Annotated in this window: 24 protein-coding genes; 13 read left to right on the forward strand and 11 right to left on the reverse strand. The window is 74.0% G+C overall.

Features of this window, described 5'->3' with window-relative positions; genetic code table 11:
* Nucleotides 1-77: 77 nt before the first annotated feature.
* Complete coding sequence (locus ACFWJO_RS18740; protein ID WP_386866429.1) at nt 78-614, reverse strand: SRPBCC family protein; 537 nt, start codon at nt 612-614, stop codon at nt 78-80.
* Nucleotides 615-677: 63 nt separating this feature from the next.
* On the opposite strand from ACFWJO_RS18740, the gene ACFWJO_RS18745 reads away from it, so the two are divergent.
* Nucleotides 678-1,259 (forward strand): TetR/AcrR family transcriptional regulator, encoded by a 582-nt coding sequence (locus ACFWJO_RS18745; RefSeq protein ID WP_386866431.1) that lies wholly within the window; start codon nt 678-680, stop codon nt 1,257-1,259.
* Between the two features lie 18 nt (nt 1,260-1,277).
* Here the strand turns inward: ACFWJO_RS18745 and ACFWJO_RS18750 are convergent, their stop codons facing one another.
* Both ACFWJO_RS18750 and ACFWJO_RS18755 read right to left on the reverse strand, forming a co-directional pair.
* The gene (locus tag ACFWJO_RS18750; protein WP_386866433.1) at nt 1,278-2,570 is read right to left on the reverse strand and encodes a MerR family transcriptional regulator; all 1,293 of its coding nucleotides are present in this window, start codon (nt 2,568-2,570) and stop codon (nt 1,278-1,280) included.
* Nucleotides 2,563-3,186 carry a hypothetical protein gene (locus ACFWJO_RS18755; RefSeq protein ID WP_386866435.1) on the reverse strand — a complete coding sequence of 208 codons (624 nt, stop codon included), beginning with the start codon at nt 3,184-3,186 and terminating at the stop codon, nt 2,563-2,565. The genes ACFWJO_RS18750 and ACFWJO_RS18755 overlap by 8 nt, the downstream gene beginning before the upstream one ends.
* Before the next feature lie 104 nt (nt 3,187-3,290).
* Between ACFWJO_RS18755 and ACFWJO_RS18760 the strand changes: the two genes are divergently transcribed.
* The 4 genes from ACFWJO_RS18760 (at nt 3,291) to ACFWJO_RS18775 (ending at nt 7,224) form a co-directional block, all read left to right on the forward strand.
* Complete coding sequence (locus ACFWJO_RS18760; protein WP_386866437.1) at nt 3,291-4,859, forward strand: alpha/beta fold hydrolase; 1,569 nt, start codon at nt 3,291-3,293, stop codon at nt 4,857-4,859.
* 195 nt (nt 4,860-5,054) lie between these two features.
* Nucleotides 5,055-5,582 carry a DUF6584 family protein gene (locus ACFWJO_RS18765; protein WP_386866439.1) on the forward strand — a complete coding sequence of 176 codons (528 nt, stop codon included), beginning with the start codon at nt 5,055-5,057 and terminating at the stop codon, nt 5,580-5,582.
* Nucleotides 5,583-5,797: 215 nt separating this feature from the next.
* Nucleotides 5,798-6,430 carry a CBS domain-containing protein gene (locus tag ACFWJO_RS18770; protein ID WP_386866441.1) on the forward strand — a complete coding sequence of 211 codons (633 nt, stop codon included), beginning with the start codon at nt 5,798-5,800 and terminating at the stop codon, nt 6,428-6,430.
* A 68-nt stretch (nt 6,431-6,498) separates the two neighbouring features.
* A complete protein-coding gene (locus ACFWJO_RS18775; RefSeq protein ID WP_386866443.1) occupies nt 6,499-7,224 on the forward strand; it encodes a response regulator in 726 nt (241 codons plus the stop codon).
* Nucleotides 7,225-7,297: 73 nt separating this feature from the next.
* Here the strand turns inward: ACFWJO_RS18775 and ACFWJO_RS18780 are convergent, their stop codons facing one another.
* A complete protein-coding gene (locus ACFWJO_RS18780; RefSeq protein WP_386866445.1) occupies nt 7,298-8,197 on the reverse strand; it encodes a universal stress protein in 900 nt (299 codons plus the stop codon).
* A gap of 298 nt (nt 8,198-8,495) precedes the next feature.
* Between ACFWJO_RS18780 and ACFWJO_RS18785 the strand changes: the two genes are divergently transcribed.
* Entirely contained in the window at nt 8,496-9,119 is a 624-nt protein-coding gene (locus tag ACFWJO_RS18785; RefSeq protein ID WP_386866447.1) for a CBS domain-containing protein, read from the forward strand.
* Between the two features lie 59 nt (nt 9,120-9,178).
* Nucleotides 9,179-10,168 (forward strand): Acg family FMN-binding oxidoreductase, encoded by a 990-nt coding sequence (locus tag ACFWJO_RS18790; protein WP_386866449.1) that lies wholly within the window; start codon nt 9,179-9,181, stop codon nt 10,166-10,168.
* 43 nt (nt 10,169-10,211) lie between these two features.
* Here the strand turns inward: ACFWJO_RS18790 and ACFWJO_RS18795 are convergent, their stop codons facing one another.
* Nucleotides 10,212-12,602, reverse strand: a complete 2,391-nt coding sequence (locus tag ACFWJO_RS18795) for a glycoside hydrolase family 65 protein (RefSeq protein WP_386866451.1) — start codon at nt 12,600-12,602, stop codon at nt 10,212-10,214.
* Entirely contained in the window at nt 12,599-13,384 is a 786-nt protein-coding gene (locus ACFWJO_RS18800) for an HAD family hydrolase (RefSeq protein WP_386866453.1), read from the reverse strand. Before ACFWJO_RS18800 ends, ACFWJO_RS18795 begins: the two co-directional genes overlap by 4 nt.
* A gap of 527 nt (nt 13,385-13,911) precedes the next feature.
* Here ACFWJO_RS18800 and ACFWJO_RS18805 point away from each other — a divergent pair.
* Nucleotides 13,912-14,316, forward strand: coding sequence for a cyclic nucleotide-binding domain-containing protein (locus tag ACFWJO_RS18805; protein WP_386866455.1), 405 nt, complete (start codon nt 13,912-13,914; stop codon nt 14,314-14,316).
* Nucleotides 14,317-14,326: 10 nt separating this feature from the next.
* The gene (locus ACFWJO_RS18810) at nt 14,327-14,983 is read left to right on the forward strand and encodes a CBS domain-containing protein (RefSeq protein ID WP_386866457.1); all 657 of its coding nucleotides are present in this window, start codon (nt 14,327-14,329) and stop codon (nt 14,981-14,983) included.
* 107 nt (nt 14,984-15,090) lie between these two features.
* On the opposite strand, the gene ACFWJO_RS18815 is transcribed toward ACFWJO_RS18810, so the two are convergent.
* The 4 genes from ACFWJO_RS18815 to ACFWJO_RS18830 all read right to left on the reverse strand — a co-directional run bounded on the left by ACFWJO_RS18815 (nt 15,091) and on the right by ACFWJO_RS18830 (nt 17,951).
* Nucleotides 15,091-15,594: a flavodoxin domain-containing protein gene (locus tag ACFWJO_RS18815; RefSeq protein WP_386866459.1), complete on the reverse strand. Its 504-nt coding sequence runs from the start codon at nt 15,592-15,594 to the stop codon at nt 15,091-15,093.
* Entirely contained in the window at nt 15,591-16,037 is a 447-nt protein-coding gene (locus tag ACFWJO_RS18820) for an Hsp20/alpha crystallin family protein (protein WP_386866461.1), read from the reverse strand. The genes ACFWJO_RS18815 and ACFWJO_RS18820 overlap by 4 nt, the downstream gene beginning before the upstream one ends.
* A gap of 316 nt (nt 16,038-16,353) precedes the next feature.
* Entirely contained in the window at nt 16,354-17,049 is a 696-nt protein-coding gene (locus tag ACFWJO_RS18825) for a helix-turn-helix domain-containing protein (protein ID WP_386866463.1), read from the reverse strand.
* Nucleotides 17,049-17,951: a universal stress protein gene (locus ACFWJO_RS18830; RefSeq protein ID WP_386866465.1), complete on the reverse strand. Its 903-nt coding sequence runs from the start codon at nt 17,949-17,951 to the stop codon at nt 17,049-17,051. The genes ACFWJO_RS18825 and ACFWJO_RS18830 overlap by 1 nt, the downstream gene beginning before the upstream one ends.
* Before the next feature lie 351 nt (nt 17,952-18,302).
* Between ACFWJO_RS18830 and ACFWJO_RS18835 the strand changes: the two genes are divergently transcribed.
* Nucleotides 18,303-18,983, forward strand: a complete 681-nt coding sequence (locus tag ACFWJO_RS18835; RefSeq protein ID WP_386866467.1) for a CBS domain-containing protein — start codon at nt 18,303-18,305, stop codon at nt 18,981-18,983.
* Complete coding sequence (locus ACFWJO_RS18840) at nt 18,980-19,807, forward strand: universal stress protein (RefSeq protein WP_386866469.1); 828 nt, start codon at nt 18,980-18,982, stop codon at nt 19,805-19,807. The genes ACFWJO_RS18835 and ACFWJO_RS18840 overlap by 4 nt, the downstream gene beginning before the upstream one ends.
* Nucleotides 19,808-19,837: 30 nt before the next feature.
* Here the strand turns inward: ACFWJO_RS18840 and ACFWJO_RS18845 are convergent, their stop codons facing one another.
* Complete coding sequence (locus tag ACFWJO_RS18845) at nt 19,838-21,907, reverse strand: SpoIIE family protein phosphatase (protein WP_386866653.1); 2,070 nt, start codon at nt 21,905-21,907, stop codon at nt 19,838-19,840.
* A gap of 231 nt (nt 21,908-22,138) precedes the next feature.
* Here ACFWJO_RS18845 and ACFWJO_RS18850 point away from each other — a divergent pair, with 231 nt between their 5' ends.
* Together ACFWJO_RS18850 and ACFWJO_RS18855 are read left to right on the forward strand one after the other, a co-directional pair.
* Nucleotides 22,139-22,876 carry an ABC transporter ATP-binding protein gene (locus tag ACFWJO_RS18850; protein WP_386866471.1) on the forward strand — a complete coding sequence of 246 codons (738 nt, stop codon included), beginning with the start codon at nt 22,139-22,141 and terminating at the stop codon, nt 22,874-22,876.
* 2 nt (nt 22,877-22,878) lie between these two features.
* A complete protein-coding gene (locus ACFWJO_RS18855; protein ID WP_386866473.1) occupies nt 22,879-25,815 on the forward strand; it encodes an ABC transporter permease in 2,937 nt (978 codons plus the stop codon).
* Nucleotides 25,816-25,828 lie beyond the last annotated feature (13 nt).

A 25,828-nucleotide genomic window follows, 5' to 3' on the forward strand; every position in this document is an offset into this window, starting at 1 on the left:
CTCTCTGTGCGTTTCGGCAACGCGGCGAGGTGCCGTGCCGGACGCCGCGGACCCGGCCAAGATCCGGAAGAGACGGCCTAGCGCCCGTCCGCGGGCCGTCCCTGGCGACCCGCCTTCAGGCGCGTCGCGGCGCCGGCCGCGGCGCGGAGCAGGCGGACGTACGGCGACCAGCGGGCCGGCCGCCGTACGGCGCCGGTGCCGGCGAGTTCGGCGCGGTCGAGGCCGTCCTCCAGGCAGGCGTCGTGCATCGGACGCCAGGCCAGGGGCCAGGTCAGCCGGGCCAGGCCCCTGACCTCCATGGCCAGGGTGTGGTGCAGCCGCGTCCGGTCCGGGCCGTCGGGGAGCACGGCCAGTTCGTGGAAGCCGTGGAAGCCGCGGGGCCCGGTGAACTCGAAGCGGATCCAGCGCCCGGGGGCGTATCCGGCCACGGTGTAGCGCACGGGCCCGTGGCCGCCCCGCGCGCCGGCGGACAGCGGGCGGTCGAATTCCATCGGCGCCCAGGAGGCGCCCGGCCAGAGCCGGTCGCCCTCACCGCTCGCCAGGCCGTCGATGAGCGCGCCCACCTCGCTCTCCTTCACCGGCAGCAGGCGCTCGTGCACGTTGTAGACGCCCATGGGTCCTCCCCTGAGAAGTATTGGAGACCTCTCTCCAATTAATTGGAGGGTACTCTCTGATTCATGGCGAGACCACCCCGCTTCGACACGGACCAGCTCCTCGACGCAGCCGTCCTGCTCGCGGCCTCCGGCGGCCCCGCCGCCGTGACCATGTCGGCCGTGGCCCAGGCCGTCGGCGCGCCCAGCGGCTCGATGTACCACCGCTTCCCGGGACGCACGGCACTGCTCGCCGAGGTGTGGCTGCGTACCGTGGAGCGCTTCCAGGAGGGCTATTTCGCGGTCCTGACCGGAGAACCGGACCCGCGCAGGGCCGCCCGCGCGGCCTCGCGGCACGTCGTGGCCTGGTGCCGCGAGCACCCGGACGAGGCGGCCCTCCTCCTGTACGGCGCCGCCGACTTCGGCCGCAGCGACTGGTCCGAGGAGCACGTGCGACGCGCCGACGCCGGCAACAGCCGCGTGTTCGCCGCGCTCGCCCGCCTGGCGGAGGCGCTGGGCGCCCACGACGAGCAGGCCCGGGACCGCGTCGCCCTGGCGCTCGTCGAGCTCCCGCTGACCGTGGTCCGCCGTCACCTGCGCGCGGGCGACCCCTTGCCCCCGCACGCCGAGGACCTCACCGAGCAGTGCACGGCGGCCCTCCTCGCCTGAGAGGGGCCCATTCTGGATTCACTCGCCCCATGCCCGGACGGACTCGGCCCGCTCCGGCCGCGTGAGGTCCGATTTGAGGGCGAGGCACAGGCGGCCGTGGACGGCTCCGACGGTGGGGCCGTCCGCCGTCCCGCGGAGTTCGCCGGCGAGCTGCCAGTAGCGGCCGATCAGCGGATCGGCGCCGGCGACGAGGAGTCCGGCGAGCCGGCGACGGAAGGCCGGGGTGTCACGCGCGCCGAGCGCGTCGGCGTAGGCGGTCACGAAGCGGCCGAGGGCCTGGCCTCCCGGGGCGGGCGGCGGGGGTTCACCGGCCGAAGCGCCGACTGTCCGCTCGCCGGCTGTCCGGCCGAGGACTGCCCGGCCGCCGACTGTCCGCTCGCCGGCTGTCCGGCCGAGGACTGTCCGGCCGCCGACTGTCCGCTCGCCGGCTGTCCGGCCGAGGACTGTCCCGGCCTCCTCTGCGGGTTCGCCGTCTGCTCGTACGCCGGTGGCCCGTTCGGCAAGGGCCCGCTCCGCGGCGGCCCGTTCGGTGGCGGCCAGCTCGTACGCCTCCGCGAGCCCGGCGTAGAGCGTGGCCGGCCGATGGTCCACGTCCGCCAGATGGACGGCGGGTGCGGGCGCCGCGGCGACCAGGTCGTGCAGCCGCGCGAAGGCCAGTACCTGCGCGGGCGTGGGATCGTCCGGCGGCTGCGGCACGGCCGCCTCCACCACCGAGGCCGCGAGCCGCGCCGGGAACCGGACGGGCAGGGTGCGCCGCCAGAACCGGGCGAGCGCGGTCGTGTCGGGCGGCGTGGACAACCCGCCGAGCAGCCGGAGCCGTTCGGCACGGTCAGACGGAGGGCAGTCCTGGAGGAGCCGCAGCGAGGCCTCGTGCCAGCGCAGCGCGGTGAGCCGGCCTCCGACCTCGCGCAGCCGGCGCGCGACGACGTCCTCGAGCGCGTCGTCCTGGTCGAGGACGCGGCCCACGTCGGTCACCGGCAGGTCGAGGGTGCGCAGCGAGCGGATCAGCCGTAGCCGCTCCAGTGCCGGGGGCCCGTAGCGCCGGTGCCCGCCGCCGGTGCGGCCGGTCTCGGGCAGAAGGCCGCGGTCGGAGTAGAAGCGGACGGTCTTGACGGTGGTTCCGGCGCGCTCGGCGAGTTCGCCGATGCTCCACAGCCCGTCGCCTGATCCCGGGTCTGCCCCGGCGCCGGCTCCCGCGCCTGACCCCGGGCCTCTCTCCGCGCCGGACCCCGCGCCTCGCCCCGCACGGGCTCCCGCGCCTGATGCCAGGCCTCGCCCCGCGCCTCGCTGCCCGCCGCCGGGGCTACTCACTGAGCCCCACGACCGCCCAGCCCCTGCGAGCCGCCTCCGTGAGGATCAGGCCCCAGTCCCGCAGCAGCAGTTCGAACTCGCCGAACTCGCCGACCCAGCCGGTGGGATCGGCGGCGTACGCGTCGAACGGTGCCCGCAGCACGCCGAGTCCGGGCGGCCTCCTCGCCGCCCGGTCCCAGGCGGCGGCGAGTTCCCGGACGCCGGCCGGCGTGCGGGCGAGGAGCACGCCGTAGGCCTCGGGCCCGTCGCCGAACACCTCGTGCTCGACACGGAGTTCGACTCCCTCCAAGCCGTCCCAGATCAGGCCGTGCAGCACGGTGTCCAGGTCGGCGCGCAGGGACCGGTCGACGTGGTCGCGGATGTCTTCCCAGCGGCTGCCGGCCCAGAAGTGCGGCTTGAACGAACCGGTGGTCCGCGTGAACTCGTAGAGTGCGAAACGGTCCTGGTGCGGGCCGCGCGGCAGGATCCAGCCGCCGTCGGTGACGGGTGCGTCGGCTTCCCAGAACCCGGTCGCGTCGTCGTACCACGCGTCACGCAGCAGCCCCGGCCGCTCCGGAGCGGGAGCCGCGCTCAGCCACGACCAGTCGGCGATCAGCACCGTGATGTCCAGACCCATGGGCACGAGCCTACGACGGCGCGTACTTGAACCTCCCCCAGCGGGAGTTCCTACGGTGCCCCGCGTACGGAACGGACGGACGGGACGAGGAGAGGAAGGCGACGATGACCGCTTTCGTGCTGGTGTCGGGGCCCTTCACCGGCGGGTGGGTCTGGGAGGAGACCGCGGCGCTGCTGCGGGAGGCCGGGGCCGCCGCGTATCCGGTGACGCTGACCGGCATGGCGGGCGGGGACGGGATGGCCACCGGCGGGACATCGGTCGGTGGGCCGACGGCCGCTGGGCCGACGGCCGGCGGGACATCGGCCGGTGGGACGGCGGCGGACGGGACCGGTCTGGAGACGCATGTCGAGGACGTGCTGCGGGCGGTCGACGGGGCCGCGGCCGACGGGCACGACCGGGTGGTGCTCGTCGGCCACGACTACGGGATCCATCCGGTGCTCGGGGCCGCGGACCGGCGGCCCGGGCGGTGCGCCCGGGTGGTGTACCTGGATGCGGGGATGCCGGCGGACGGCGACCCGGCGAGCGCCTTCGTGCCGGACCCGTCCGCCGTGGGGCAAGCGGACGGGACCGGTCTGGTCCCGGCGCCCTCGGGTGCGGGGTGGGGCCGTTGGGGCAGTACGGAGGGGCTGACCGAGGAGGCCGTCGCACGCCTCGACCGGCTGGCCGCGCCGCAGCCGGTGCGGACCCTCACCGAGCCGCTGCGGCTGACCGGCAGCCCGTTCGACCGGCCGGTGACCGGTGTGCTGTGCACGGCCAACGGCGGGTCGGTCTCCATGGTCGAGATGCTGGTGGCGTCGGGGCCGCCCCGCTTCCGCGCGCTCGCCGGTCCCGATGTGGGCTTCTTCGAACTCCCCACCGGCCACTGGCCGATGCTCTCCGCACCCGGCCCGCTCGCCGACGTCCTGCGCCGGGCGGCGGCCGACGGGGGCGTGCGCCTGAAGCTCCCCGACTCCGCGCCGCCCGCCGACGGCGGCTCCTTCGTGCTCGACGTGCCGGAGCGCCCGCGCGAGCGCCGGGGCCGGGTGGACCTCCACCTCCCGGAGGCCGAAGGACCGCGCCCCGCCGTACTGTTCGTGCACGGCGGCCCGGTCACTCCGGAGCAGGTGCCGACGCCCCGGGACTCGCCGTTCTTCCTCGGCTACGGCCGTCTTGCGGCGGGCCTCGGCCTGGTCGGGGCGACCCTGGACCACCGGCTGTACGGCTTCGCGGACTATCCGCTGGCGGCGGACGACGTCGCCGAAGCGGTGGAGCTGGTGCGCGCCGACCCGCGGGTCGACGCCGACCGGATCGCCCTGTGGTTCTTCTCGGCCGGTGGCCTGCTCGCGGCCGACTGGCTCGCGGCCCCGCCGCCGTGGCTGCGCTGCGTGGCCCTGAACTATCCCGTCCTGGCACCGCTGCCGGACTGGCGCCGGGTGGAGGACCGGTTCCGTCCGGCGGACCGGATGACGGCGGCGTCCCCGCCGGTCGTGCTGACCAGGGCGGGTCTGGAGCACCCGATGTTCCGGGCGACGGTCGACCACTTCCTCGCGGTCGCGGAGGAGACCGGCGCCGAGGTCGAACGCATCGACGTCCCCACGGCCCACCACGGCTTCGAGGCCGTCGACCACACCCCGGAGACCCGCTCCGCGGTGCAACGGGCGGCCCGCTCGGTGCGCGGACGACTGATGGGATGACGGCGAAGGCTGCTGACCGCTCTTCCGCCCCGGGGAGCGGTCACCGTGAGCGGTCACCGAGAGGCCCGCCTCGAACTCCGCCCGCAGCACGCGCACGAGGAGTCCGCCCGCACCGCCATCGCCCGTCGGAAGCGAGCCGCTGCCGGGCGGCAAACCCGGTCGACGTGCGTCGGTGCCGTACCCGATCATGCGTTCATGTCCCTGAGAGAGACCCTTGCCCGAGTCGACGCGGACCTGGCCGCCGGCCGGGTCCCCGTCGCGCGTCAGCGTTTGCGCGGGCTCGTTTCGTCCTTCCCGTACGACCTGACGCTCCGCCGGCGTCTGGCCGAGGTGTACCGGCTCTACGGTGACGCCGCGGAGGCCGGACGCTGGATGTACCTCGAAGAGGACCGCGACGCGGACGAGACCGCGGCCTTCGAGGCGCGGTACGGGTCTCCGGAGTGGCGGATGAGGGCTCTCGCCTGGCGCGGCCCGGAGGGCATGGCCGCCACTGCCTTCGCGGAGGGGCAGCTGGTCGCGGTGCGGACCGCATGCGCCGAGGAGCTGGGGCACCCCGTCGACTGGGACGATCCGGCGTCGTACCGGGACGGCCTGGAGGCGGAGTACGAGGCGCCCTCGCTGCCGCGGACGGTCGGCGGTGTGCTGGCGGGCGTCGGCTGCCTGGTGGGGGCCCTTGCGTTCCTCGCGGTCTGGGTGAACGGAGTCGTCGCCCTCTTCGACTGACTCCCGCCGTCGGGCAAGGCCGAGCGGTACCCGAAAAGGGGGCCGTCCAGCCCTCCACCCCGGCGCGGGCGCGGGCTGAGACTGAGAGCGGAGGAAGAACGACGACGAGGGCCCGGCCTCCGCATGAATGCGGATGGCGGACATCCGGCCCCCGTACGGCACACGGCAGCGGGTACGTGATCCGCGCCGCCCCGTCTCCGCCGCAGGAGGACGTCATGCCCGCATCGCCCTACACCGTCAGCGACGTCATGACCCACACCGCCATCGCGGTCGGCCGTGACGCGCCCTACAAGCAGATCGTCGCGCTCCTGGACGAGTGGAAGGTGAGCGCCCTGCCCGTCCTCGAAGGAGAAGGACGCGTCGTCGGGGTCGTCTCGGAGGCGGACCTCCTGCCGAAGGAGGAATTCCGGCAGGTGGAGCCCCGCCCGGACGAGTTCGGCGAGGCCTCCAAGGCCGCGGCCCTGCGTGCCGGGGAGCTCATGTCGAGCCCGGCCGTGACCGTCCATGCGGACGCCACGCTCGCCGAGGCGGCCCGGATCATGGCCAAGCGGAGGGTGAAGCGCCTGCCGGTGGTCAACGACCTCGGCATGCTGGAGGGCGTGGTCAGCCGGAGCGACCTGCTGAAGGTCTTCCTCCGCCCGGACGCCGAGATCGAGGAGGACATCCGCCGTTCCGTCCTCGGCGAGCCGGCCGCACCGGCAGGGCTGGACATCTCGGTGCGGGAGGGCGTGGCCACCGTGCGTGGCGTGCTCGCCGACCGGTCCCTGGTACCGCTGACCGTACGGGCCGTGCGCGCGGTGGAGGGTGTCGTCGACGTCCGGATGGACCTCGACGCCCATGAGGACTGAGGACGGCGGATGACGGACAATCCTCGTGGGGGCGGGTACGGACCCACCGACCGACCGCAGGGACCGCCATGACCGATCTGCCGACAGCCGCCACAGCCACGCGGGTGTTCCTCGTGGACGATCACGAGGTCGTCCGCCGGGGCCTGCGCGACCTGCTCGACGACGAGCCCGACCTGGAGGTGGTCGGCGAGGCGTCGACGGCGGAGCAGGCTCTGGCCAGAGGTCCGGCCCTGCGGCCGGACGTGGCGGTTCTCGACGTACGGCTGCCGGACGGCGACGGCATCTCGGTGTGCCGGGAGCTCCGCTCCCGGATGCCCGGGCTCGCCTGCCTGATGCTGACCTCGTTCGACGACGAGGACGCCCTGCTCGACGCCATCATGGCCGGGGCGGCCGGCTACGTCCTCAAGCAGATCAAGGGCTCCGACCTCGTGTCGGCGGTACGGACCGTGGCCACCGGGCAGTCGATGCTGGACCCCGCGACGACCGCCCGGCTGATGCACTCGCTCCGGGACCCCGAGGCCGCGAAGCCGCCGGAGGACGAACGGCTCACCGGGCTGTCCGAGCGGGAGCGGTCCGTACTCGAACTGATCGGCGAAGGCCTCACCAACCGGCAGATCGCCAAGCGGCTCTACCTGTCGGAGAAGACCGTCAAGAACCACATCTCCCGGCTGCTCGGCAAACTCGGCGTGGAACGCCGCGTCCAGGCAGCCGTCATCGCCGCGCAGGCACACGAGCACCAGGAGCACCCCGAGCACCCCCAGCACGACCACGAGAAGGGCGCCCCTTCGCGGTAGTTCAGCTTGGTGCCTTCCTCACGTGCTTCTTGGTGCCCTCACGTGGGCGCGTGTCCTCACGTGGCGCGTGTCCTCACGTGCTGCCGTGTCCCGGCCCGCTCCGGGGAATGAGCTCCACGGGGCAGTGGGCGTGCTGCAGCAGGCCGAGCGTGGTCCGTCCGATGGTGGGACCGAGGTAGCCGGGCGACCGTCGACCGCCGCTGACCAGCAGGTCCGCATGGCGCGATGCCTCGACGAGAGCGCCGGGCACGCTGTGGCTCTTCTGGCCGTCGGCGTACACGGTCAGGTCCGGGAACTCCTCCCGGATCCGGTCGGAGATCTCGGCGAGGACGTGCACGTGACCGCGGGCGGTTTCCTCGCCACCGTTGCGCAGCACGGCGCGCGAACCGGCGGACAGCGGCGTGCCCCAGATGTGCAGCAGCCGCAGCGGCACCTTGCGCAGCAGGGCCTCGCCGGCCGCCGCGCGGGCACAGCCCACGTCGGCCTCGTTCCGTACGGCCGCGAGGACCACGCCGGCCTCGACGGGCTCCGCGGCCCCGCGCACCACGATCACGGGGGTGGTCGCGGCGGCCGCGACCTCCAGACCGACCGATCCGAGCAGCAGGGAGGAGAATCCGCCGAGTCCGCGGTGGCCGACGACGATCGTGCCGGTCAGGGCGGCGGCTCGGCGCAAACTGGCGGCGGCGGCGCCGTCGGCGAGTTCCGTGACGACCGCCAGCTCGGGGTGGCGCGCGGCGATCGCCCCGGCGGTCCGGTCGAGCAGTTCCCGGCCCGCCTGCCGGATCCTGACGATCTCCGGCTGCGGCAGGAACGGGGCCGGTGCGTCCGTGTCCGCCGCGTGGAGGAGGCACAGGGAGCTGCCGCGGAGGGCGGCCTCGTCCGCCGCCCACATCGCCGCGGTCCGTGCGGACGGTGATCCGTCGACGCCGACGACGATCCTGCCGAGGCCGGGACGAGCTGTCGTTCCGCCCATGGCTCCTCCTCACACCGTTCTCCACGCACCGTTCTCCGCACCGTTCTCCACGCGGTCCGAGCGCTTCCCTCCACTCTGGCAGCTGGTCCCGGCCTGCCGCAGGGCCGCTGGGGGCAAGGCCGGGGCCCGAAGGTCCCCACCGGGGTCGGGACCGGCCGCCGGAGCGGCGGTGACGAGCCCGTTCGGTCCCGAGGGTGGACCATTCGGCCCCTCCCCGGCCCCGTGCGCGCGACGGAGGGTGGTGACGCGGGACGGCGCACACCGTCCGAACCCTCGCCCTCGAACAGGAGGCCCGGCGATGAAGCACATGAAGATCGGCGGGCTCATGACCGGCGACGTGGTCTCCGCCGTCCCCGGGACGTCGTTCCGGGAGATCGCCAGGCTGCTCGCCGAGCACGAGATCAGCGGGGTCCCGGTCGTGGACGAGGACGACCACGTCGTCGGCGTCGTCTCCGAGAGCGACCTCCTGGCCCACCGCGAGCTGACCGCACGGGCCCTGATGACGACGCCGGCCGTCACGGTCCACGCCGAGGAGACGGTGGCCGACGCGGCGCGGCTGATGGTGCGCCTCGGGGTCGAGCGTCTTCCCGTGGTCGACGTGGAGGAACGGCTGGTGGGCATCGTGACCCGCCGTGACCTGCTCTGCGTCTACCTCCGGCCGGACGCGGAGATCCGGCGCCGGATCCGTGAGGACGTCCTCACGGATGCCATGGACCTGCCCGGGGACGCGGTCGACGCGCACGTCATGGACGGCGTGGTGACGCTGGCCGGCCGGGTGCGTCGGCGCAGCCAGGCCCTGATGCTCGTGGGGCTCGCCGAGCGGGTGGACGGCGTCGTCGCCGTCGTGGACCGGCTGACCTGGCACGAGGACGACACGCGTCTCACGTCCGCCACCCGGACGCCGCACGACATCGCCTGGTGACCCAACCTGGTGATCGACCTGGTGACCGACCTGGTGACCCACCTCAGAGGGGACGAACCGTGACTGCCACCACTCTGACCCGACCACTCGTGACCTCGCTGATCGAAGACGCCGTCACGGCTCCCTCCATGCACAACGCACAGCCGTGGAAGTTCGTCTGCAGGGCGGGCAGCGGCGTCATCGAGCTGCACGGCGATCCGTCGCGCGGCATGCCGCGCGAGGACCCGGACCACCGTGCCCTGCACCTGGGGTGCGGCGCCGCGCTGTTCGGGCTGCGGGTCGCCGCCGCGCACCGCGGCAGGCATCCCGCGGTCCGGCTGCTGCCCACTCCGGACGACCCCTGGCACCTCGCCGACGTGCGCCTCGACGGTCCCGACGACGCCGACGGCGAACTGGACGCGCTGCATGCCGCGCTGCGACGCCGGCACACCAGCCGCTTCCCCTTCACCGAGGAGCAGGTCCCCTACGAGGTGATCGGCGGGCTGCGGGCCGCGGCCCTGCTGGAGGGCTGCCGGCTCGTCGTACCCGGGGCGTGGCACACCGACACCGTCATGGACCTCGTGCACACCTCCGAGCTGTTCGAGGCGGCGGACGAGGCCGTCCGCGCGGAGATCGCCGCCTGGACGCGCACCGGCGCGCCGGGAGAAGGTTCCGGCGCCGAGGGCATTCCCTCGTACGCCTTCGGTCCGAGGCAGTACGACGTGACCTCGCCCGTCAGGGACTTCGGCGCTCCGGGACGGGTGCCTGGCCGGGTGTCGGCGCGCTTCGAGAAGAGGCCGCAGATCGCGCTGCTCGGCACGGTCGGGGACACGCCGCGGGACTGGCTGAAGGCCGGTCAGGCGATGCAACGGGTCCTTCTGCAGGCCACCCTCGACGGCCTTGCCACCTCCCTCATGTCCCAGCCGCTGGAATGGCCGGAACTGCGTTCCGACGCCCGCGATCCCGGCTCGGCCATCGGCTTCGTCCACATGGTGATCCGCCTGGGCTACGGCCCCGAGGGGCAGGCCACACCGCGCCGGCCCGTCGCCGACGTGCTCACCTTCGGCTGATCCTCTTCTCAGCTGATCCTCTTCTCAGGGGGTAAGGCGCTTCTCACAGGCGGAACCAACGCTCCTGTCCGGCCTCCACGGTGAGCCGCCGGCCGCCGGGGAGCACGACGGCGAGCGGGCCCTCGGGCGAGGCGGGCACCCGGACCGCCAGCCGCCCGGGGAGCATCCGCAGGCGCACTCCTCGATGGCGTCCGACGCACAGGGTGAAGGTGAAGCGGGGGATCTCCGCGAGGGCCACCGGAGCCACCCGGAGCCCTTCCGGTCCCGTCTCCAGGCCGGTGATCCCGCGTTCGACCAGGTCGATCGTGCCGGCCATCGCCCCGAGGTGGATGCCTTCCCCGGTCGTGCCGCCCTGGACGTCGGCCACGTCGGCGAGCAGGGCCTCCTCGCAGTACCGCCAGGCCTCGGCGCCCAGCTGCCGGGCCAGCACCCAGCCGTGGACGAGGCTGCTGAGCGTCGAGCCGTGGCTGGTGCGCCGCAGGTAGTACGAGACCGTCGCCCGCCACACCTCGTCGTCGAGCTCGTAGCCGAGCCGGCCGAACAGGTCGTACAGCTCGGCGGGCCGGAAGAGGTAGCCGAGCATGAGGGTGTCGGCCTGCTTCGACGCCTGGTAGCGGTTGACCGTGTCGCCCTCGGCCTCCAGGATCCGGTCGAGGCGGCGGATGTCCCCGTAACGGCTCCGGTACGCCTCCCAGTCGAGCTCCGCGAGGTCCCCGTAGCCCTCGAACTGGCTCACCACGCCCTGGTGGAACGGCACGTACATGCGGCGGGACACGTCGTCCCAGCGGGTGAGTTCGCCCGTGTCCAGGGACAGTCGTTCCGAGAGTTCCGAGCGGCGGGCCTCGGGCAGTTCGGCGAGCAGGTCGAGGCCGCGGGCGAGCACCCAGGCGGCGGTGGCGTTGGTGTAGGCGTTGTCGTCGATGCCGGGGACCGTGGCGCCGGGATAGGCGTCGTGGTACTCGTCGGGGCCCACGACCCCACGGATCCGGTAGCGCCCCGTGCCGGGGTCGAAGGCCGCTGCCCCGGCCCAGTGGCGGGCGATCTCCAGCAGGATCTCGGCGCCGGCGGAGTGCAGGAATCCACGGTCTCCGGTGGTCTGCGCGTACCGCCACACGTTGTGGGCGACGGCCGAACCCACGTGCCGCTGGAGCCGGGAGAAGTCGGGCAGCCAGCGTCCGGAGCGCGGGTTGAGGTGCAGTTCCTGGGTCTCTTCCCGGCCGGAACTGGCGCTCTGCCAGGGGTACATGGCGCCGACGCCGCCGGCCCGGCGGGCCGCCTCGCGCGCCGCCGGGAGCCGCCGGTGCCGGTACAGGAGCAGGGACCTGGCCACCTCGGGGAAGTGGAGGTCCAGGTAGGGCAGGACGAACAGCTCGTCCCAGAAGACGTGGCCCCGGTACGCCTCGCCGTGCAGACCACGGGCGGGCACGCCCACGTCCAGGTCGGCCGTGTGGGGGGAGAGCGTCTGCAGGACGTGGAAGAGGTGCAGACGCAGGATGCGGCCCGCCTCCCCCGGCACGTCCAACTCGCCCTGTTCCCAGAGGCGTTGCCAGGCCGCCCGGTGACCGGTGAGGAGCCGGGGGAAGTCGGGGGCCAGGGCGAGGTCGTCGCGGGCCGCCGCGAGCGGATCGGTGGCCGGGCGGTCCGTCGACGCGCGCAGGGCCAGTGTCTTCACCACCGTCGCCGAGCGGCCGGGGCCGATCGGCAGGCGGTAGGTCTGTACGGTGCCGGTGCTCGTGGCGGTCTCCCGTGCGGGACGGGCGGGGCGGGTGACGGTGCGGACGGCGAGGGCGATCCGGAAGCCCGGGTCGGCCGTACGGCAGGTGAGCCAGGAGACGCCGTCGGGGGTGAACCCGGTCCGGTGTTCTCGGAGGTGGTTCTTCTCCAGGTGGCGGTAGCGTGGCACGCCGGAATTGGCGACGGCGCCGTCGAGCATGCTCTTCACCTCGACGGCTCCGCTCCAGCCGTAGGCACGGAACACGGTCTGCTGGGCCGCCAGGTGTGCTTCTCCCATGTGCACGATGCGGGTGTGGCCGACGCGCAGTCCGCGGCCACGGGCGTCCCGGAAGAGCATGCTCCGGGTGAGCACTCCCCCGTGCAGGTCGAGCTGTACGTCGTGGTGCCGCAGGGCGTCGGCGTCCGGCGTCAGCCATGCGCCCGGCGGTCCGTCGTCCGGCAGGCAGCGGTAGGACAGCGGCGTCCAGTTCGGGAGGTTGACGAGGTCCTCGTTCTCGACCTCCGCACCGGCGACGGCCGACGTGCGCCGGTCGTAGCAGCCGGCCAGGTAGGTGCCCGGGTAGTGGGCGCCGCCGGCGGCGCACTCGGGGGCGGAACCCCGGGTGGCGAAGCGCCCGTTGCCGAGGGTGCAGAGCGCCTCGACGAGCTGTTCACGTTCCGGCTCGTACCGGTCGTACCGCCACGTCCACCCCGTGCTCATGCGCGCTCGCCCCACACTTCGCGGACCAGCTCCGCGAGATCGGTGACGACCAGGTCGGCGCCCTGCTCCCGCAGAGCGGCGGTGTCGTGGCCGTCCGGGGTGCGGTCGACGCCGACGACGAGACCGAAGCCGCCGTGACGAGCCGCCCGGACACCGGCGAGCGCGTCCTCGACGACCGCGGTGCCGCTCGGGTCCGCACCGAGCAGCCCGGTCGCGTGCAGGAAGAGCGCGGGGTCCGGCTTTCCGGGCAGACCGAGCCGGGCGGCGTCCCCTCCGTCGACGACGGCCGCGAGGTACGGGTCCAGCCCGGCGGCGGTGATCGGCGCCCGGGCATGGCGGGACGCCGACACGGCGGCGCACGGCACATGGAGCGAACGGAGAGCGCCGAGGGCCGTCACGACGTCGTCGAAGGCGGCGACCCCCTGTGTGGCCAGCCGGTCCAGGAAGGCCGCCTCCTTGCGGGCCGCGACCGCCCAGACCGTCCCGCAGCCGGGCGGGTCGCCCGGCTCCCCGGGTCCCAGGCGGATCCCTCGGGCCGTCAGGAACGCCCTGGCCCCGTCGTAGCGCGACCTGCCGTCGACGAACCTCCGGTAGTCGGCGTCCGCGTCGAACGGCACCCAGTCCCCCGGCGCGGGCGCCAGCTCGTCGAGGCAGGCGTCGAACGCCGTCTTCCACGCCGCCGCGTGGACGACGGCGGAGTCGAGCAGCACGCCGTCGGTGTCGAGGACGACCGCTCGGGGCAGCGCAGCCCCTGGAGGAGCCCCCGGAGGTGAACCGTTCACGGGGCACCTGACGCGGCGGATGCGCCGGCGGAGTGGGCGGCGTGGGCGGCGCCCGGCCCCCGGAAGACGGCTGCCTTCATGGCACCCACCCTTCTGTCACAGGTGCGGATGTGCGGCACGCCCAGGCTCGGCCGTCACGCCGCGACGGCGCATGTGCCGACCGGCCCACAACCGGGGCCGACCGGCCCGTCGGTCCCTTCCAGGGTTCCGCGAACCTCGGGCGCCGCAACCGGGACCGGTTCGCCCGGGAAGCCGCCGGCGCGGACGGCTTCCCGCGCACGGGAAGCCGTAGGCGGGAAGCCGTAGGCGGAAGGTTGTGGACGGAAGACCATGGACGGGCGGCCGTGTACGGACCGCCATGGACCGGCTGCCGTGCACGGACTTCCGTGGACCGGCTGCCGTGTACGGACTTCCGTGGCCGTTGCGGTCCGCCGGACCGGGCCGATCGGGACCCATGGGGGACCCGTGCGGCCCTCCCGGCGCACGCCGCCCGGCGGCAGCCTGTGGGTGAGGGCTGGAGGCACGTCATGAGCACCATGAGGATGCTGCTGAACGAACTCTCTCCGGAGGCGCGCGAGCGGCTCCTGCAACGGTCCCGCCCGGTCCGGTTCCCCGCGGACACCCGCATCTTCCACGAGCGGCAGCATGCCGACCGCTTCTGGATCATAGAAGCGGGTCGAGTCGTCCTGGACCGACGCATTCCCGGCCGGCACCACGCTCCTGTCGACACGCTCGTGTCGGGCGACCTGCTCGGTTGCTCGTGGCTGGAGCCGCCATACCTGTGGCGCCTCAGTGCCACGGCAACCACCGAGGTCCACGCCCTCGAGTTCGACGGGTGGGCCGTCAGGGAGCTGTGCTCGCAGGACCCGTCGGTCGGCGAGGCCGTCTCCGCGGCCGTCGCCGCGGCGACGGCACGCCGACTGCGCACGTGAGGAGCGAGCGATGACCCCACAGCCGTTCACCGTCGCCGACGTCATGACCAAGAAGGTCGTCGCGGTCCTGCCCGGCGCGGACTTCAAGGAGATCGTCACCACGATGCAGCGGTGGAAGGTGACCGCCGTCCCCGTCATCGCGGGCGAAGGCCGCGTCCTCGGCGTCGTCTCCGAGGCGGACCTGCTCCTCAAGGAGGAGTTGCACGACCACCGTCTGGGCCTCGTCGAACAGCTACGGCGGCTCGACGCGACGGCCAAGGCCGGCTCGCGCCGGGCCGAGGACCTGATGACCTCGCCCGCCGTCACCGTCACGCCCGGCGCGTCGCTGCCGCGGGCCGCACGCCTCATGGCCACCCACCGGGTGAAGCGGCTGCCGGTCGTCGACGCGAGCGGCACGATCCAGGGAATCGTGAGCAGGTCCGACCTCCTCAAGGTCTTCCTGCGCCCGGACGACGAGCTCGCCGCGGAGGTGCGGCGGGAGGTCGTCGAGCGCCTGTTCCCGCTCTCGGGGCAGCGGGTCGACGTCCGGGTCGACGGCGGCGTGGTGGTCCTGTCCGGACAGGTCCGCGACGGCGCTCTCATCCCCGTGGCGGAACGGCTGGCCCGGGCCGTCGAGGGCGTGGTGGACGTGCGGTGCGACCTCACCGCCGCCGAGGACGAAGCGTAACGAGAAGCGTAACGAGACCGCCCTCCCGCCTCCGGGATGAACCCGGGGCGGGAGGGCGGCCGCCGCACCCGTACCGCTCAGCGCATGACCGCTCAGCGCCTGACCGCTCAGCGCATGGCGCCGAGGTCCTTTCCGATGTGGTGCGCCCATTCCTGGATCCGTGCCGGATTGCGGAAGTCCCCGCCCTTGCCGTGGCGGACCATGGATCGGGCGAAACGTCCGGGCGTCTCGGCGGTCACGGCGCCGCCGAAGGTGATGTGCTCGCGCGCTCCCAGCTTCTTCATCCGGCGCGCGACACCGGGCGCGGGCGGGATGTCCCGCTGTTCGGCCGAGCTGTCCACGGGGCCGCTGCTGAAGAGCCAGACGGGCCGGTTCCGCAGCTGGTCCCCGTTGCGCCGGGCGCAGCGGCGGGCCTTGCCGTTCCAGCGTCCGGCGTACAGGGCGCCACCCAGCACGACACCGTCGTAGTCGCTCACGTCGGTGACCGTGTCGGCCGGCAGGACGACCGCGTCGACGCCGTCGGCGCGGAGCGTCCTGCCGATCTCGTCGGCGATGCCCGCGGTCGCCCCGTGCCTGCTCCCGTAGGCGACCAGCACGCGCTTGGCGTTCATGACGTCGCTCCCCTCTCCCCGCGCCTCACCGGGATGCTGCGAGCGGTCCGGGCCTTCTCCTGGGGCATCGGGAGGCGGACGGTGAGGATGCCGTCCTGGTAGGAGGCGTCGACGTCGTCGGCGGGGATGGCGGCGGGGAGCCGCAGGGTCCGGCGGAAGGATCCGTAGCGGAACTCCGAGTGCTCCTTGTCCTCCTCGCTCTCGGCGTGCTCCGCCCTGATGGTGATCGTGTCGTCGTCGACGGTGATTGTGATGTCCTCCGGCTCCATCCCGGGCAGCTCGGCCCGCAGCACGTAACCGCCGTCGCCGCCGGTGACCTCCACGGGGATGGAGTGAGCGGCGGCGCCGGGGCGCCAACCGGGCAGCCCCGGGAACTCGCGGTCGAACCAGTCGCTGAAGTCGGGGATCAAGCTGTGCCTGCGTTCCACCTTGTCTCCGGTCATCGTTCCGCTCCTCGTGTGCGGCTCCCGGTACGGGACCCGGCGGACGGATCCGTTCGGGAGCTCTCGTTTCCCACGGTGACGCCGGGGACGGGGTGCGCCCCAGTGCCGAGGGGGTCAGCGGGCCGGGGCCGGTCGGTCCGTAAGTGCCGGGGCCGGTCGGTCCCGGTCGTGGCCTGCCCGGCCCTCTTGGGCGGGGGCACTTGGGCACGAGCCTGGGAGTGCTGGGCGTGCGTGAGCTGTGCCGCCCTTGGCGTGAGCACGCGGCATCTCGGTACCGGCGGCTCCTACCCTTCAACGGCCGGCCCCCGCCTACCCTTCAACGGCCGGCCCCCGCCCCGTCCCCCGGAGCGCCCTGTACCCGGATCCGGCGTCCGGTCACCCGGTGCGGGGTGAGCACGACGAGGACGTCCCGCCCGTCGCCGGCCCACGGCGTCGAGTAGACGGCCTCTCTGAGCGTCCGGGCCGTGGCCGGGTCGGACACCCCGTGCGCGGGGCCGACGAGGAGGACGCTCCAGCCCTGGCTGAAGGCCTCGTCCACGCGGTCCTGTTCGAAGGCGATCGTCACGCCGGCGGCCGCCGCTTTCGCGAGCGGCGTGTCCGCTGCCGTCAGGAACAGCACCTCCCTGCCCACCACCTGGTAGTTCACGGGGAAGATCTCCGGCCCGTCGTCCCCCACGACGGCTATCCGGCCGACCCCGTGGTCGTCGAGCAGCTGCCAGCACTCGGCCTCGCCGATGCCCGCCATCGTGGCGTGACGGCCGGCGCGCCCCGTTCCCGGGGCGATGTCCGCGGCGTACCCGGTCAGGTCCTGGACGGTGGTCTCCAGCGCGTTCGCGAGCCGGACCAGGAACTCGATCCCGGGGCTGGGCAGCTGCTCCTCCAGGAGGCCGATGTAACCGGGCGTGGATCCGGATCGCTCGGCCACCTCCTCGCGGGACAGGCCGAGATGGGTGCGCCGGGCCTCGACGCGGCGGCCGAGGTCGCTCATGTGGTGCCGGACGGCGGCGTTCATCACTGGTCTCCCTCCGTAGGGGAGGGAAGGTGCTGCGGGACGACGGCGACCGGGCACGAGGCGTGATGCAGTGCCCGGTGCGCCACCCTGCCCAGTTCCAGGCCGACGAGACGGTCCCGGCGTCGCGCCCCGACGACCAGCAGGTCGGCGGCGGCGGAGCGCTCGGTCAGCACGCCGTGGGCGGGACCCTCGACCGTGCTCCTGCGCAGGCGTACCCCGGGATACTCACGCGCGATCGGATCGAGCGCCTTGTCCAGGAGCTCGGAGGCGCGGTGCTCGAAGTACGCGCCGGGCTCACCGGCCAGGAGCGGGTGACCGGCCGGCGTGTGGGCGGGGCGCCGCCAGGTGGACACGACGTCGAGTTCCGCGTCCCGGACCGCCGCCTCGCGAAAGGCGAAGCGGACGGCCGGCGAGTCCACGTCGTGGTCGCCGACGCCCAGGAGGACGCGCTGGTGGCGCGCCTCCAGGGCGTGCCGGTCGCCACGGACGACGACGACCGGGCCGGGGGCCCGGGCGGCCACCATCAGGCCGACGGATCCGAGGAGCAGGTCGGCCAGCTCGCCCCGCCCGCGGGACCCGACGACCAGCAGCAGCGCTTCCTGGCCTTCGTGGAGCAGCGCGCGGGAGGCGTCCTCGGCGAGGACGTCCGCGGTGACGGGGAGGGCGGGTGCACGGCGCCGGGCGCGTGCCACGGCCGTGGCGACGATGTCCTCGGCGAGGACCTGTTCGGAGGGCCGTTCGGGGCTGGGGGCCGATGCGACGCCCTCGTACCGTTCCCAGAGCGAGGCGTAGACGATCCGCAGCGGGCGTCCGTGCCGCGTCGTCTCGTCGACCGCCCAGTCGAGGGCCGCGAGACTGGCGTCGGAACCGTCGACGCCCACCACCACGGGGCGCGTCGCCACGGGGTCTGTCACCACGGGGCTCGTCAGCACGGGGCCTGTCACCACGGGCGATTCCATCGTCCCCACCGCCTTCCGCGTACGAGATGGCTCCCTGTCACGCTTCCACCGGGCGCGCCGCCCGGGGTAGGGCCGGTCGGCCCCGCGGGCGCGCCGGCCGGCCCCCCGTAGGGGCGAACGGTCCCGGAAGGGGACCGTTCGGCACTGCCGCCGGGAGGGTCCGCGCATCAGTGTGGGGATCCACCCAAGGACGACTGTCCGCCTCTCGCCGGCGGGAACGGCTCCGCCGACCGCCTGGTGCCGGCTCCCCCGGTGCCGACGGGCGGGTGCGTCCGCGCCTGGAAGGAGCGGGTGATGCGTCATCGCAGGATCGCCGGGCTGATGACCCGGGAGGTGGTGAGTGTCCGCGGCGACGCACCGTTCAAGGAGGTCGTGCGCGTGCTGTCGCGGCACCGGGTGACCGCCGTGCCGGTCGTGGACGCGGAGAACCGGGTGATCGGCGTCGTGTCGGAGGGCGACCTGCTGCGGAAGACCGCGGACCAGGCCGCCGCTCCCTCGGACCTGCCGGCCGTGCCGGGCCTCGAGGCATGGGAGCGGGCCAAGGCCGCGGGCATCCGCGCGGAGGAGCTGATGTCGGCGCCACCGGTGTGCGCCCGTCCCGACTGGACCGTCGTGGAGGCGGCGCGTCTCATGGAGGTGCAGGGCGTCAAACGGCTCGTCGTGGTCGACGGAGCGGACCGGCTGGTCGGCATCGTGAGCCGCGGCGACCTGCTCGGGATCTTCCTGCGCGAGGACGAGGACATCCGCCGCGAGATCTCCGAGGACGTCCTCGGCGGCGTGCTGGGGCTCGATCCGGCCGACCTGTCGGTCGAGGTGCGCGACGGCCGCGTGGAACTCGGCGGAACCGTGGCGTACCGGGGCATGATCCCGGCCGTCGAGCGCATGTGCGCGACGGTCGACGGAGTCGTCTCGGTCTCCGGTACGCGGCTCACCTACGGGAGCGACGACAGCACATCAGGAGGTGGAGGATCATGACGCAGGGCATCGTGGTCGGCGTCGACGGCACGGACCAGGCGTACGCCGCCGCCGAGTGGGCGGCGAACGAGGCGGTGCTGCGCGGCACCGGTGTCCATCTGGTCCACGCGAGGGAGCCGTGGCCGGATCCTGACGAGTCCTGGGCCGAGGAACTGCTCACCCGGACCGCCGGGCGGCTGCGTGACGCGTGTCCCGGACTGCCGGTGACCACCCGGGTGCTGGCCTCGGGTCCCGTCCCGGGTCTGGTCGCCGCCGCCGACACGGGTGACCTGCTGGTCCTGGGCTCACGCGCGCTGGGCAGCGTGGCCGGCTACCTGGTCGGCTCGGTCGGCCTGTCGGTGGCCGGGGCCGTCGGGCGTCCCGTCGTGCTCGTACGCACCCTCGGCACCGCCTTCCCGCGCGGACGGGTCACGGTGGGGGTCGACGCGGAGGAGCCCGCGGACGCCGTCCTGGAGTTCGCGTTCGAGGAGGCGGCCCGGCGGAGCACCGGCGTGAACGCCGTGTACGCCCAGCAGCTCCCGCTCTACGGCGCCCTCGGGCCCGCCATGGTCCCGGACGTCCGGCCCGCCGTGGCCCCTGGGATCGAGCGTTCGCTCGACGAGATCCTCGAACCCTGGCGGGAGAAGCACCCCGACGTGCCCGCGGCCGCGCGCGTGGTGGTCGGATCGGCCGGGGTGGAGCTGGTGGAGGCCTCTGACGACGCGGGCCTCGTGGTGGTCGGCAGGCGCACCCGCGGGTCCACGCTGGGCGCGCACATCGGGAGCGTCACGCACTCGGTGCTGCACCACAGCCGGGCGCCGGTCGCCGTCGTCCCTCACGACTGACCTCCCCGGCGGCGCGGCGGAACCCGGTGCTCAGGCGGTGCCGGTGATGCGGGCGACGAGGAGGGCGATGTCGTCGTCGGCGGAGGCCGGGACGAGGTGGGTGAGCAGCCGGTCGCAGAGGGCGGGCAGGGACGGGCCGGGCTCGGCGAGCAGGTCGGTCAGTTCGCCGAGGCGCGCGTCGATGTCGCTGCTGCGGGCCTCGACGAGGCCGTCGGTGTACAGGACGAGGAGGCTGCCGGGAGGCAGGGTGATGTCGGTGGTGGTGAAGCGGACGCCGCCGACGCCGAGCGGCAGTCCCGGCGGCACGTCCAGGAGGCGGGCCGTGCCGTCGGGGGCGACGGCCGCGGGGGGCGGGTGGCCCGCACGGGTGATGCTGCAGCGGCCGGTGGCCGGGTCGACCACGATGGACAGGAAGGTCGCGAGCATGGGTTCGGCGAGGTCGTGCAGGGCGGCCTCCAGCTGGGACAGCAGGTCCTCGGATGACAGGTCGAGCCGGGCGAGGGCCCGGACGCTCGCGGAGAGCCGCCCCATCACCGCGGCGGCCGCGATGCCGTGCCCCATCACGTCGCCGATGACGAGCACGGCCCTGCCGTCGTCCAGGGCGATGACGTCGTACCAGTCGCCACCGACCTCGTTGACGTCGCTGGCGGGCAGGTAGCGGTGGGCGACCTCGATCCCCGGGGGCGGGGTGATGTGCTGCGGCAGCATGCTGCGCTGCAGCACGGCGGCGGTGTCGTGTTCCCGGCGGTAGAGGCGTGCGTTGTCCACGCAGACGGCGGCGCGGGCCGCCAGGTCGCCGGCGAGGGCGACCTCGCTGTCGGTGAAGGGGCCGACGGGGCGGGTGCGGTAGAAGGTGGCGAGGCCGAGCACCACGCCTCGGGCCAGCAGCGGGACCATCATGAACGAGTGCACTCCCCGCCGGAGCAGCTCCGCGGGCGCGGAGGAGTGAGCGGCCGCCGGGGCGATGGCCTGCTCGTCGAACCGGGCGATCACGTACGGGCGGTGGGCGCCGAGCGCCCGGGCGTAGGGCGCGCTGGCCGGGAAGGCGAGCGTGCGTCCGAGCGGGGCGAGGACGTTCGTGACGGGGGATCCGGCGAGCGGCGCCTTGGCCAGTCGGCGCAGTACGGCGCCGCCGACCAGGCCGGTGCCGAGCTCGCCGCCGGCGGCGAGGCTGTCGAGGACGTCGACGGTGACGGCGTCCGCCAGGTCGGGGACGGACACGTCGGCGAGTTCCTGTGCGGTGCGTTCCAGGTCCAGACTGGTGCCGATCTTGAGCGTGGCCTCGTTGACGAGGGCGAGGTGGCGCCGGCCCGCCTCGGCCTCGAGCTGCGCCTGTTCCTTGGCGGTGATGTCGATCAGGGTGGCGGCCACCCCGATGGGGCGTCCGTCGGTGTCCTGCAGCCGGACGTACGACCCGGACCACACGTGGTCGCGGTCCGGGTCGGCCGGGGTGCGGCCCGTACGGCGCGAGTCCAGGACGGGCCTTCCCTCGTCGAGGGCCCGGCGCATCGCGCGCTCCATGTCGGCGGCGTTGACGTCGGGCAGGATCTCGACGAGCCGGCGCCCGATGTGGGCGGCCTGGGGAAGACCGTTCATGGCCTCCAGTGCCGGGTTGACGCGGAGGAACCGCAGCTGGGTGTCGAGGATGGCGATGCCGACCGGGGAGCGGGCGAACAGCCCGTCCCACACCGCCGACGAGCCGCGGATCCGCCGCGCGGCCTCCGCTTGCGCCGCGAAGACGAGCACCGTCGTGCCGCCCCGGTGCCGGGCCGGGACCGGACACGCCCAGATCTCCAGGTCCAGCGGGCGTCCGTCCTTGTGCCACGCGGTCACCATGCCCATCACGCCGCGTCCGGTGGCCGCGCCCTCCCACAGCGACCGGCCGAGGCTCCGGTCCGCACCCGGATGGAGCAGGTCGGCGATGTGCAGGCCGAGCACCTCGTGCGGGGTGTAGCCGAGCAGGTCCTCCGCCGCGTGGTCCCAGCGGACGATCGCCCCGTCCGCGCTGGTGGCGACCACGGCCACCGGCAGGGCCCCCAGCCACCCGCCGGCGTCCCTCGCCGCACTGGTGGTCACTTCGTCGAAGGGCACCTGCTGCATCGCCACCGCGATTCCCGTCCGTACGCAACCCGGGACCGCTGCCGTCCTCCTCAGTATGGGCGCGTGCGTCCGGTTCGTCGCGCGGACCGGGCGGCCGTCACGCGGTCGTCGGGCCGCCGGATCCTGGGGGACGCGTGGGGTTCCCGCGGAGCCGGATTGGGCCGTTCGGACCCTTGCCCGGGACTGGACGGCCGTAGCCGCCCGTCGCCTCCGGGGATTCGGATGGAAGGCATGAACAGCGACCTGCCCCTCCTGGTCGCCACGGGAGTCCGCAAGACCTACCGGACGGGCTCGGTGGCGGTCACCGCCCTGGACGACCTGGATCTCGCCGTGCGCCACGGAGAGCTGGTGGGGGTCATGGGCCCGTCGGGTTCCGGCAAGACGACCCTGCTGAACTGCCTGTCCGGGCTCGACGACATCGACGGCGGCCGGGTGGAGATCGACGGCCGCGACCTGTTCGCGATGTCGGACGCCGAGCGCACGGAGCACCGGGCCCGCACGATGGGCTTCGTCTTCCAGTCGTTCAACCTCATCCCCGTCTTCTCGGCGGCGGAGAACGTCGAACTCCCCCTGCTGCTCGTGGGGACCCGGCCGCGCGAGGCGCGGAGCAGGGCCCTGGCCATGCTCGACCGCGTCGGCCTCGGCCACCGCGTGGAGCACCGGCCCAGCGAACTGTCCGGCGGTGAGCAGCAGCGGGTGACGATCGCGCGGGCCCTCGCCGGGCGGCCGGCCATCGTGTGGGCGGACGAGCCGACCGGCAACCTCGACAGCGCGATGGCCGACCAGGTCATGGACCTGCTGTGCGACCTCAACCGGGACGAGGGCCAGACGATCGTCCTGGTCACCCATGACAGTGCCATCGGGGCCCGCGTCCCGCGGCTGATCAGCATGCGCGACGGGCGGCTGGTCGACGACCTCCGGCAGGTCGTCCCTGGCCCGGATCCGGTCACCGACGTCTCCCGGGGCTGACGATGTACCCGAACCTCCTGGTCCCGCTGCTCGTCGCACTGGCGCTCGTCCTCGTGGGGCTCGCCTGGGTGGCGGTCCGGCAGCCGGTCTCTCGCCGTCTGGCCTTCCGGCAGCTCGCCCGGAGGCGCACCGAGGCCGCCCTGGTGACCGGCGGAGCCGTCCTCGGCACGGCCATCATCATCGGCGCCCTGGTGGTCGGTGACACGCTCGACTTCTCGGTGCGGCAGGAGGCGTACCGCACTCTGGGGCCGGTGGACGAGCGGGTCGTCGCGCCGCCCGGCCCGGCCGGACGCGCCGTCGCCGAACGGCTCGCCTCCCTGACGGACGACCCCGACGTCGACGGCGTACTCGACGCCCGGGCCGCGCAGGCGTCGGCCGTCAGCCGTGGCGACGGCCGTCCGGTCGCCGAACCGCGCGTCCTCGCCTGGCAGATGGACTTCGACGACGCCTCCCGCTTCGGCGCCCCGAACGGGGCCTCCGGTCTCGCCGGACCGGCCCCGGGGCCCGGCGAGGTCGTGCTCAACGAGCCGCTGGCGCAGTCCCTGCGGGTCGGTTCCGGGGAGTCGGTCACGCTCTACCTGTTCGGGTCCCCGCACACGTTCCGGGTGGACCGTGTGGTGCCGGAGCGGGGCCTGGCGGGTGTGGGCCTCGGCGGCAGGCTGAACCGTGACGTCTTCCTGGCGCCGGGCACCCTGGACGCCGCGGCCCGGGCCGCCGGGGCGCAGCCGCTGTCGGTCACCTTCGTGTCCAACCGCGGCGGCGTCGAAGGCGGCGACGCCCTGACCCCGCGCGTGACCGAGGACATCCGCGAGGCCCTCGGTCCGCTCGCCGGCCAGGTGGCCGTCGACACCCCGAAGCACACGGTGCTGCGGGACGCCCAGCGGGCCGGGGACTCGCTCGGCGCGCTGTTCCTGATGATCGGCAGCTTCAGCATCATCGCGGGCGCCCTGCTCCTGGTGAACATCTTCGTCATGCTCGGTGAGGAGCGGAAGGCGCAGATGGGCATGGTGCGGGCGATCGGCATGAAGCGCTCGCGGCTGGTCGGTTCGTTCACCCTGGAAGGGGCGGCGTACGCGCTGCTGTCCGCCCTGCCGGGCGTGGCCATCGGGGTGGCCGTCGGCTGGGGCGTGGCCGTGGTGGCCGCGGAGATCTTCGAGGGCTGGTCGGTCGGCGGCAGCAGCCTGCGGATCGCGTTCGCCGTCACCCCGACGAGCGTCCTCAACGGGGTGGCCATGGGCCTGCTCATCGCGTTCGCCGCGATCGTCGCCACCAGCGTGCGCATCAGCAGGTTCAACATCATCGCTGCCATCCGCGACCTGCCGTCGGAGCCCGGCCGCCGGCCGCGCCGCAGGCTGCTGGTCGTGTGCGGTGCCCTGTCGGTCCTCTTCGCGCTCGCCGCCGTCCCCGCGGTGGCCCGCAGCCAGGCCGAGGGCACCTACCTCATGCCGACGCTCGCGATCGCCTTCGCCGTCCCCGCGCTGACGCGCGTGATGTCCCGGCACGCCGCCACCTCGCTCGTGGCGGGCGCCGTGCTGGCGTGGACCCTCCTGGCGCCCGTCCTTCGCCCACGGATCTTCGACACACCGTCCATGTCCGTGTACGTCATCCAGGGCGCCCTCGCGGCCTTCTCCGCGGTGGTCCTCGTCAGCGACAACCAGAAGACGCTGCTGCGGCCCGTGCGGCGGCTGCTGGACCGTCCGTCGGAGTCGGGTCTCGCGGCACGGCTCGCCGTCGCGTACCCGCTGGCGAAGCGGTTCCGCACGGGCGCGACGCTCGTGATGTACACGCTGATCGTGTTCGTGCTCGTCCTGCTGACGGAGATCTCCGGCATCCTCCGCGCAGGCGTCGACGGCGTCGTCGCCGACGCCACGGCCGGCTACTCCCTGCGGCTCGACTACAACCCCCAGGTCGCGGGCGACCGGCTCGTCGCCGACCTGCGCGGCGGCCCTTCGGCCGCCGGGATCTCCGCCGTCACGCCGCTGCTGAACGCCGGCGGCCGGGCCACCGACCCGGGCCGCCGCAGCGCCCAGCCGCTGGACGTCGCCGCCGTGGGGGTGCCGGACGGAGCGATCACCGGCATCACCTTCCGCGAGCGGCTGCCCGGACTCGCGGACGACCCGGCGGTCTGGCACGCCCTGGCCGCCGACCCCCGGTACGTCGTCCTGGACGGCTTCTTCGGCAGCACCGGTGGCCCGGCCGGCGACTACTACGACCCCGGCGACACCCTCACCGTCACCGACCCGCGGACCGGCCGCGCCGAGGAGAAGGTCATCGCCGGCGTGCTCAGCAACGGGATGGTCTTCTATCCGGGCACCGGGGCCAGTTCGACCACCTATCCCGTGGTCATGGGAGAACGGGGCATCCGCGGACTGTTCGGCGACCAGGCGCGGAACGCGTCCGCCCTCGTCGCCACGAGCCCCGGGACCTCCGCCGACGCGCTGGCGGCCCAGCTGCAGGGCGAGCAGCTGTCGTCCAGCCTGGTCGCCACGCCCATCGCCTCCGAGATCCGCCGGCAGTTCGACTCCAGCACCGCCTTCTTCCGCCTCATGCAGGGCTTCCTCGCGCTGGGCCTCGGCGTGGGCATCACCGGCCTCGGCGTGGTCATGGTCCGCGCCGTACGCGAACGCCGCCGCACCATCGGCATCCTGCGGGCCCTCGGCTTCCGGGCGCACACGGTGCGCCGCTCCTTCCTCTGGGAGAGCGCCTTCGTCGCCTCGGAGGGCATCGTCCTCGGCTCCCTGCTCGGCGTCCTCACCACGTGGCTCATGTACCGCAACAGTGCCGCCTTCCAGGGGCTCGAAGGCGGGTTCCCCGTCGAGTGGACGAGCATCGTGGGCCTGGCCGCGGCGACCTTCGCCGCCTCGCTCCTCGCCACCGTCGGCCCGGCCCACCGCGCCGCCGCCATCCGCCCGGCCCGCGCGGTCCGCGTCACGGACTGACGGGTCCACGGTG

Source organism: Streptomyces sp. NPDC127092 (genome assembly GCF_042722475.1).
In the GTDB taxonomy this organism is placed as follows: domain Bacteria; phylum Actinomycetota; class Actinomycetes; order Streptomycetales; family Streptomycetaceae; genus Streptomyces.

What these genes read in the sequence shown, in the direction of transcription:
- ACFWJO_RS18740 (WP_386866429.1), bottom strand. Translation starts at nt 614, where the DNA reads ATGGGCGTCTACAACGTGCACGAGCGCCTGCTGCCGGTGAAGGAGAGC.
- ACFWJO_RS18745 (WP_386866431.1), top strand. Translation starts at nt 678, where the DNA reads ATGGCGAGACCACCCCGCTTCGACACGGACCAGCTCCTCGACGCAGCC.
- ACFWJO_RS18755 (WP_386866435.1), bottom strand. Translation starts at nt 3,186, where the DNA reads ATGGGTCTGGACATCACGGTGCTGATCGCCGACTGGTCGTGGCTGAGC.
- ACFWJO_RS18760 (WP_386866437.1), top strand. Translation starts at nt 3,291, where the DNA reads ATGACCGCTTTCGTGCTGGTGTCGGGGCCCTTCACCGGCGGGTGGGTC.
- ACFWJO_RS18765 (WP_386866439.1), top strand. Translation starts at nt 5,055, where the DNA reads ATGTCCCTGAGAGAGACCCTTGCCCGAGTCGACGCGGACCTGGCCGCC.
- ACFWJO_RS18770 (WP_386866441.1), top strand. Translation starts at nt 5,798, where the DNA reads ATGCCCGCATCGCCCTACACCGTCAGCGACGTCATGACCCACACCGCC.
- ACFWJO_RS18775 (WP_386866443.1), top strand. Translation starts at nt 6,499, where the DNA reads ATGACCGATCTGCCGACAGCCGCCACAGCCACGCGGGTGTTCCTCGTG.
- ACFWJO_RS18780 (WP_386866445.1), bottom strand. Translation starts at nt 8,197, where the DNA reads ATGGGCGGAACGACAGCTCGTCCCGGCCTCGGCAGGATCGTCGTCGGC.
- ACFWJO_RS18785 (WP_386866447.1), top strand. Translation starts at nt 8,496, where the DNA reads ATGAAGCACATGAAGATCGGCGGGCTCATGACCGGCGACGTGGTCTCC.
- ACFWJO_RS18795 (WP_386866451.1), bottom strand. Translation starts at nt 12,602, where the DNA reads ATGAGCACGGGGTGGACGTGGCGGTACGACCGGTACGAGCCGGAACGT.
- ACFWJO_RS18805 (WP_386866455.1), top strand. Translation starts at nt 13,912, where the DNA reads ATGAGCACCATGAGGATGCTGCTGAACGAACTCTCTCCGGAGGCGCGC.
- ACFWJO_RS18810 (WP_386866457.1), top strand. Translation starts at nt 14,327, where the DNA reads ATGACCCCACAGCCGTTCACCGTCGCCGACGTCATGACCAAGAAGGTC.
- ACFWJO_RS18815 (WP_386866459.1), bottom strand. Translation starts at nt 15,594, where the DNA reads ATGAACGCCAAGCGCGTGCTGGTCGCCTACGGGAGCAGGCACGGGGCG.
- ACFWJO_RS18820 (WP_386866461.1), bottom strand. Translation starts at nt 16,037, where the DNA reads ATGACCGGAGACAAGGTGGAACGCAGGCACAGCTTGATCCCCGACTTC.
- ACFWJO_RS18825 (WP_386866463.1), bottom strand. Translation starts at nt 17,049, where the DNA reads ATGAACGCCGCCGTCCGGCACCACATGAGCGACCTCGGCCGCCGCGTC.
- ACFWJO_RS18835 (WP_386866467.1), top strand. Translation starts at nt 18,303, where the DNA reads ATGCGTCATCGCAGGATCGCCGGGCTGATGACCCGGGAGGTGGTGAGT.
- ACFWJO_RS18840 (WP_386866469.1), top strand. Translation starts at nt 18,980, where the DNA reads ATGACGCAGGGCATCGTGGTCGGCGTCGACGGCACGGACCAGGCGTAC.
- ACFWJO_RS18845 (WP_386866653.1), bottom strand. Translation starts at nt 21,907, where the DNA reads ATGCAGCAGGTGCCCTTCGACGAAGTGACCACCAGTGCGGCGAGGGAC.
- ACFWJO_RS18850 (WP_386866471.1), top strand. Translation starts at nt 22,139, where the DNA reads ATGAACAGCGACCTGCCCCTCCTGGTCGCCACGGGAGTCCGCAAGACC.
- ACFWJO_RS18855 (WP_386866473.1), top strand. Translation starts at nt 22,879, where the DNA reads ATGTACCCGAACCTCCTGGTCCCGCTGCTCGTCGCACTGGCGCTCGTC.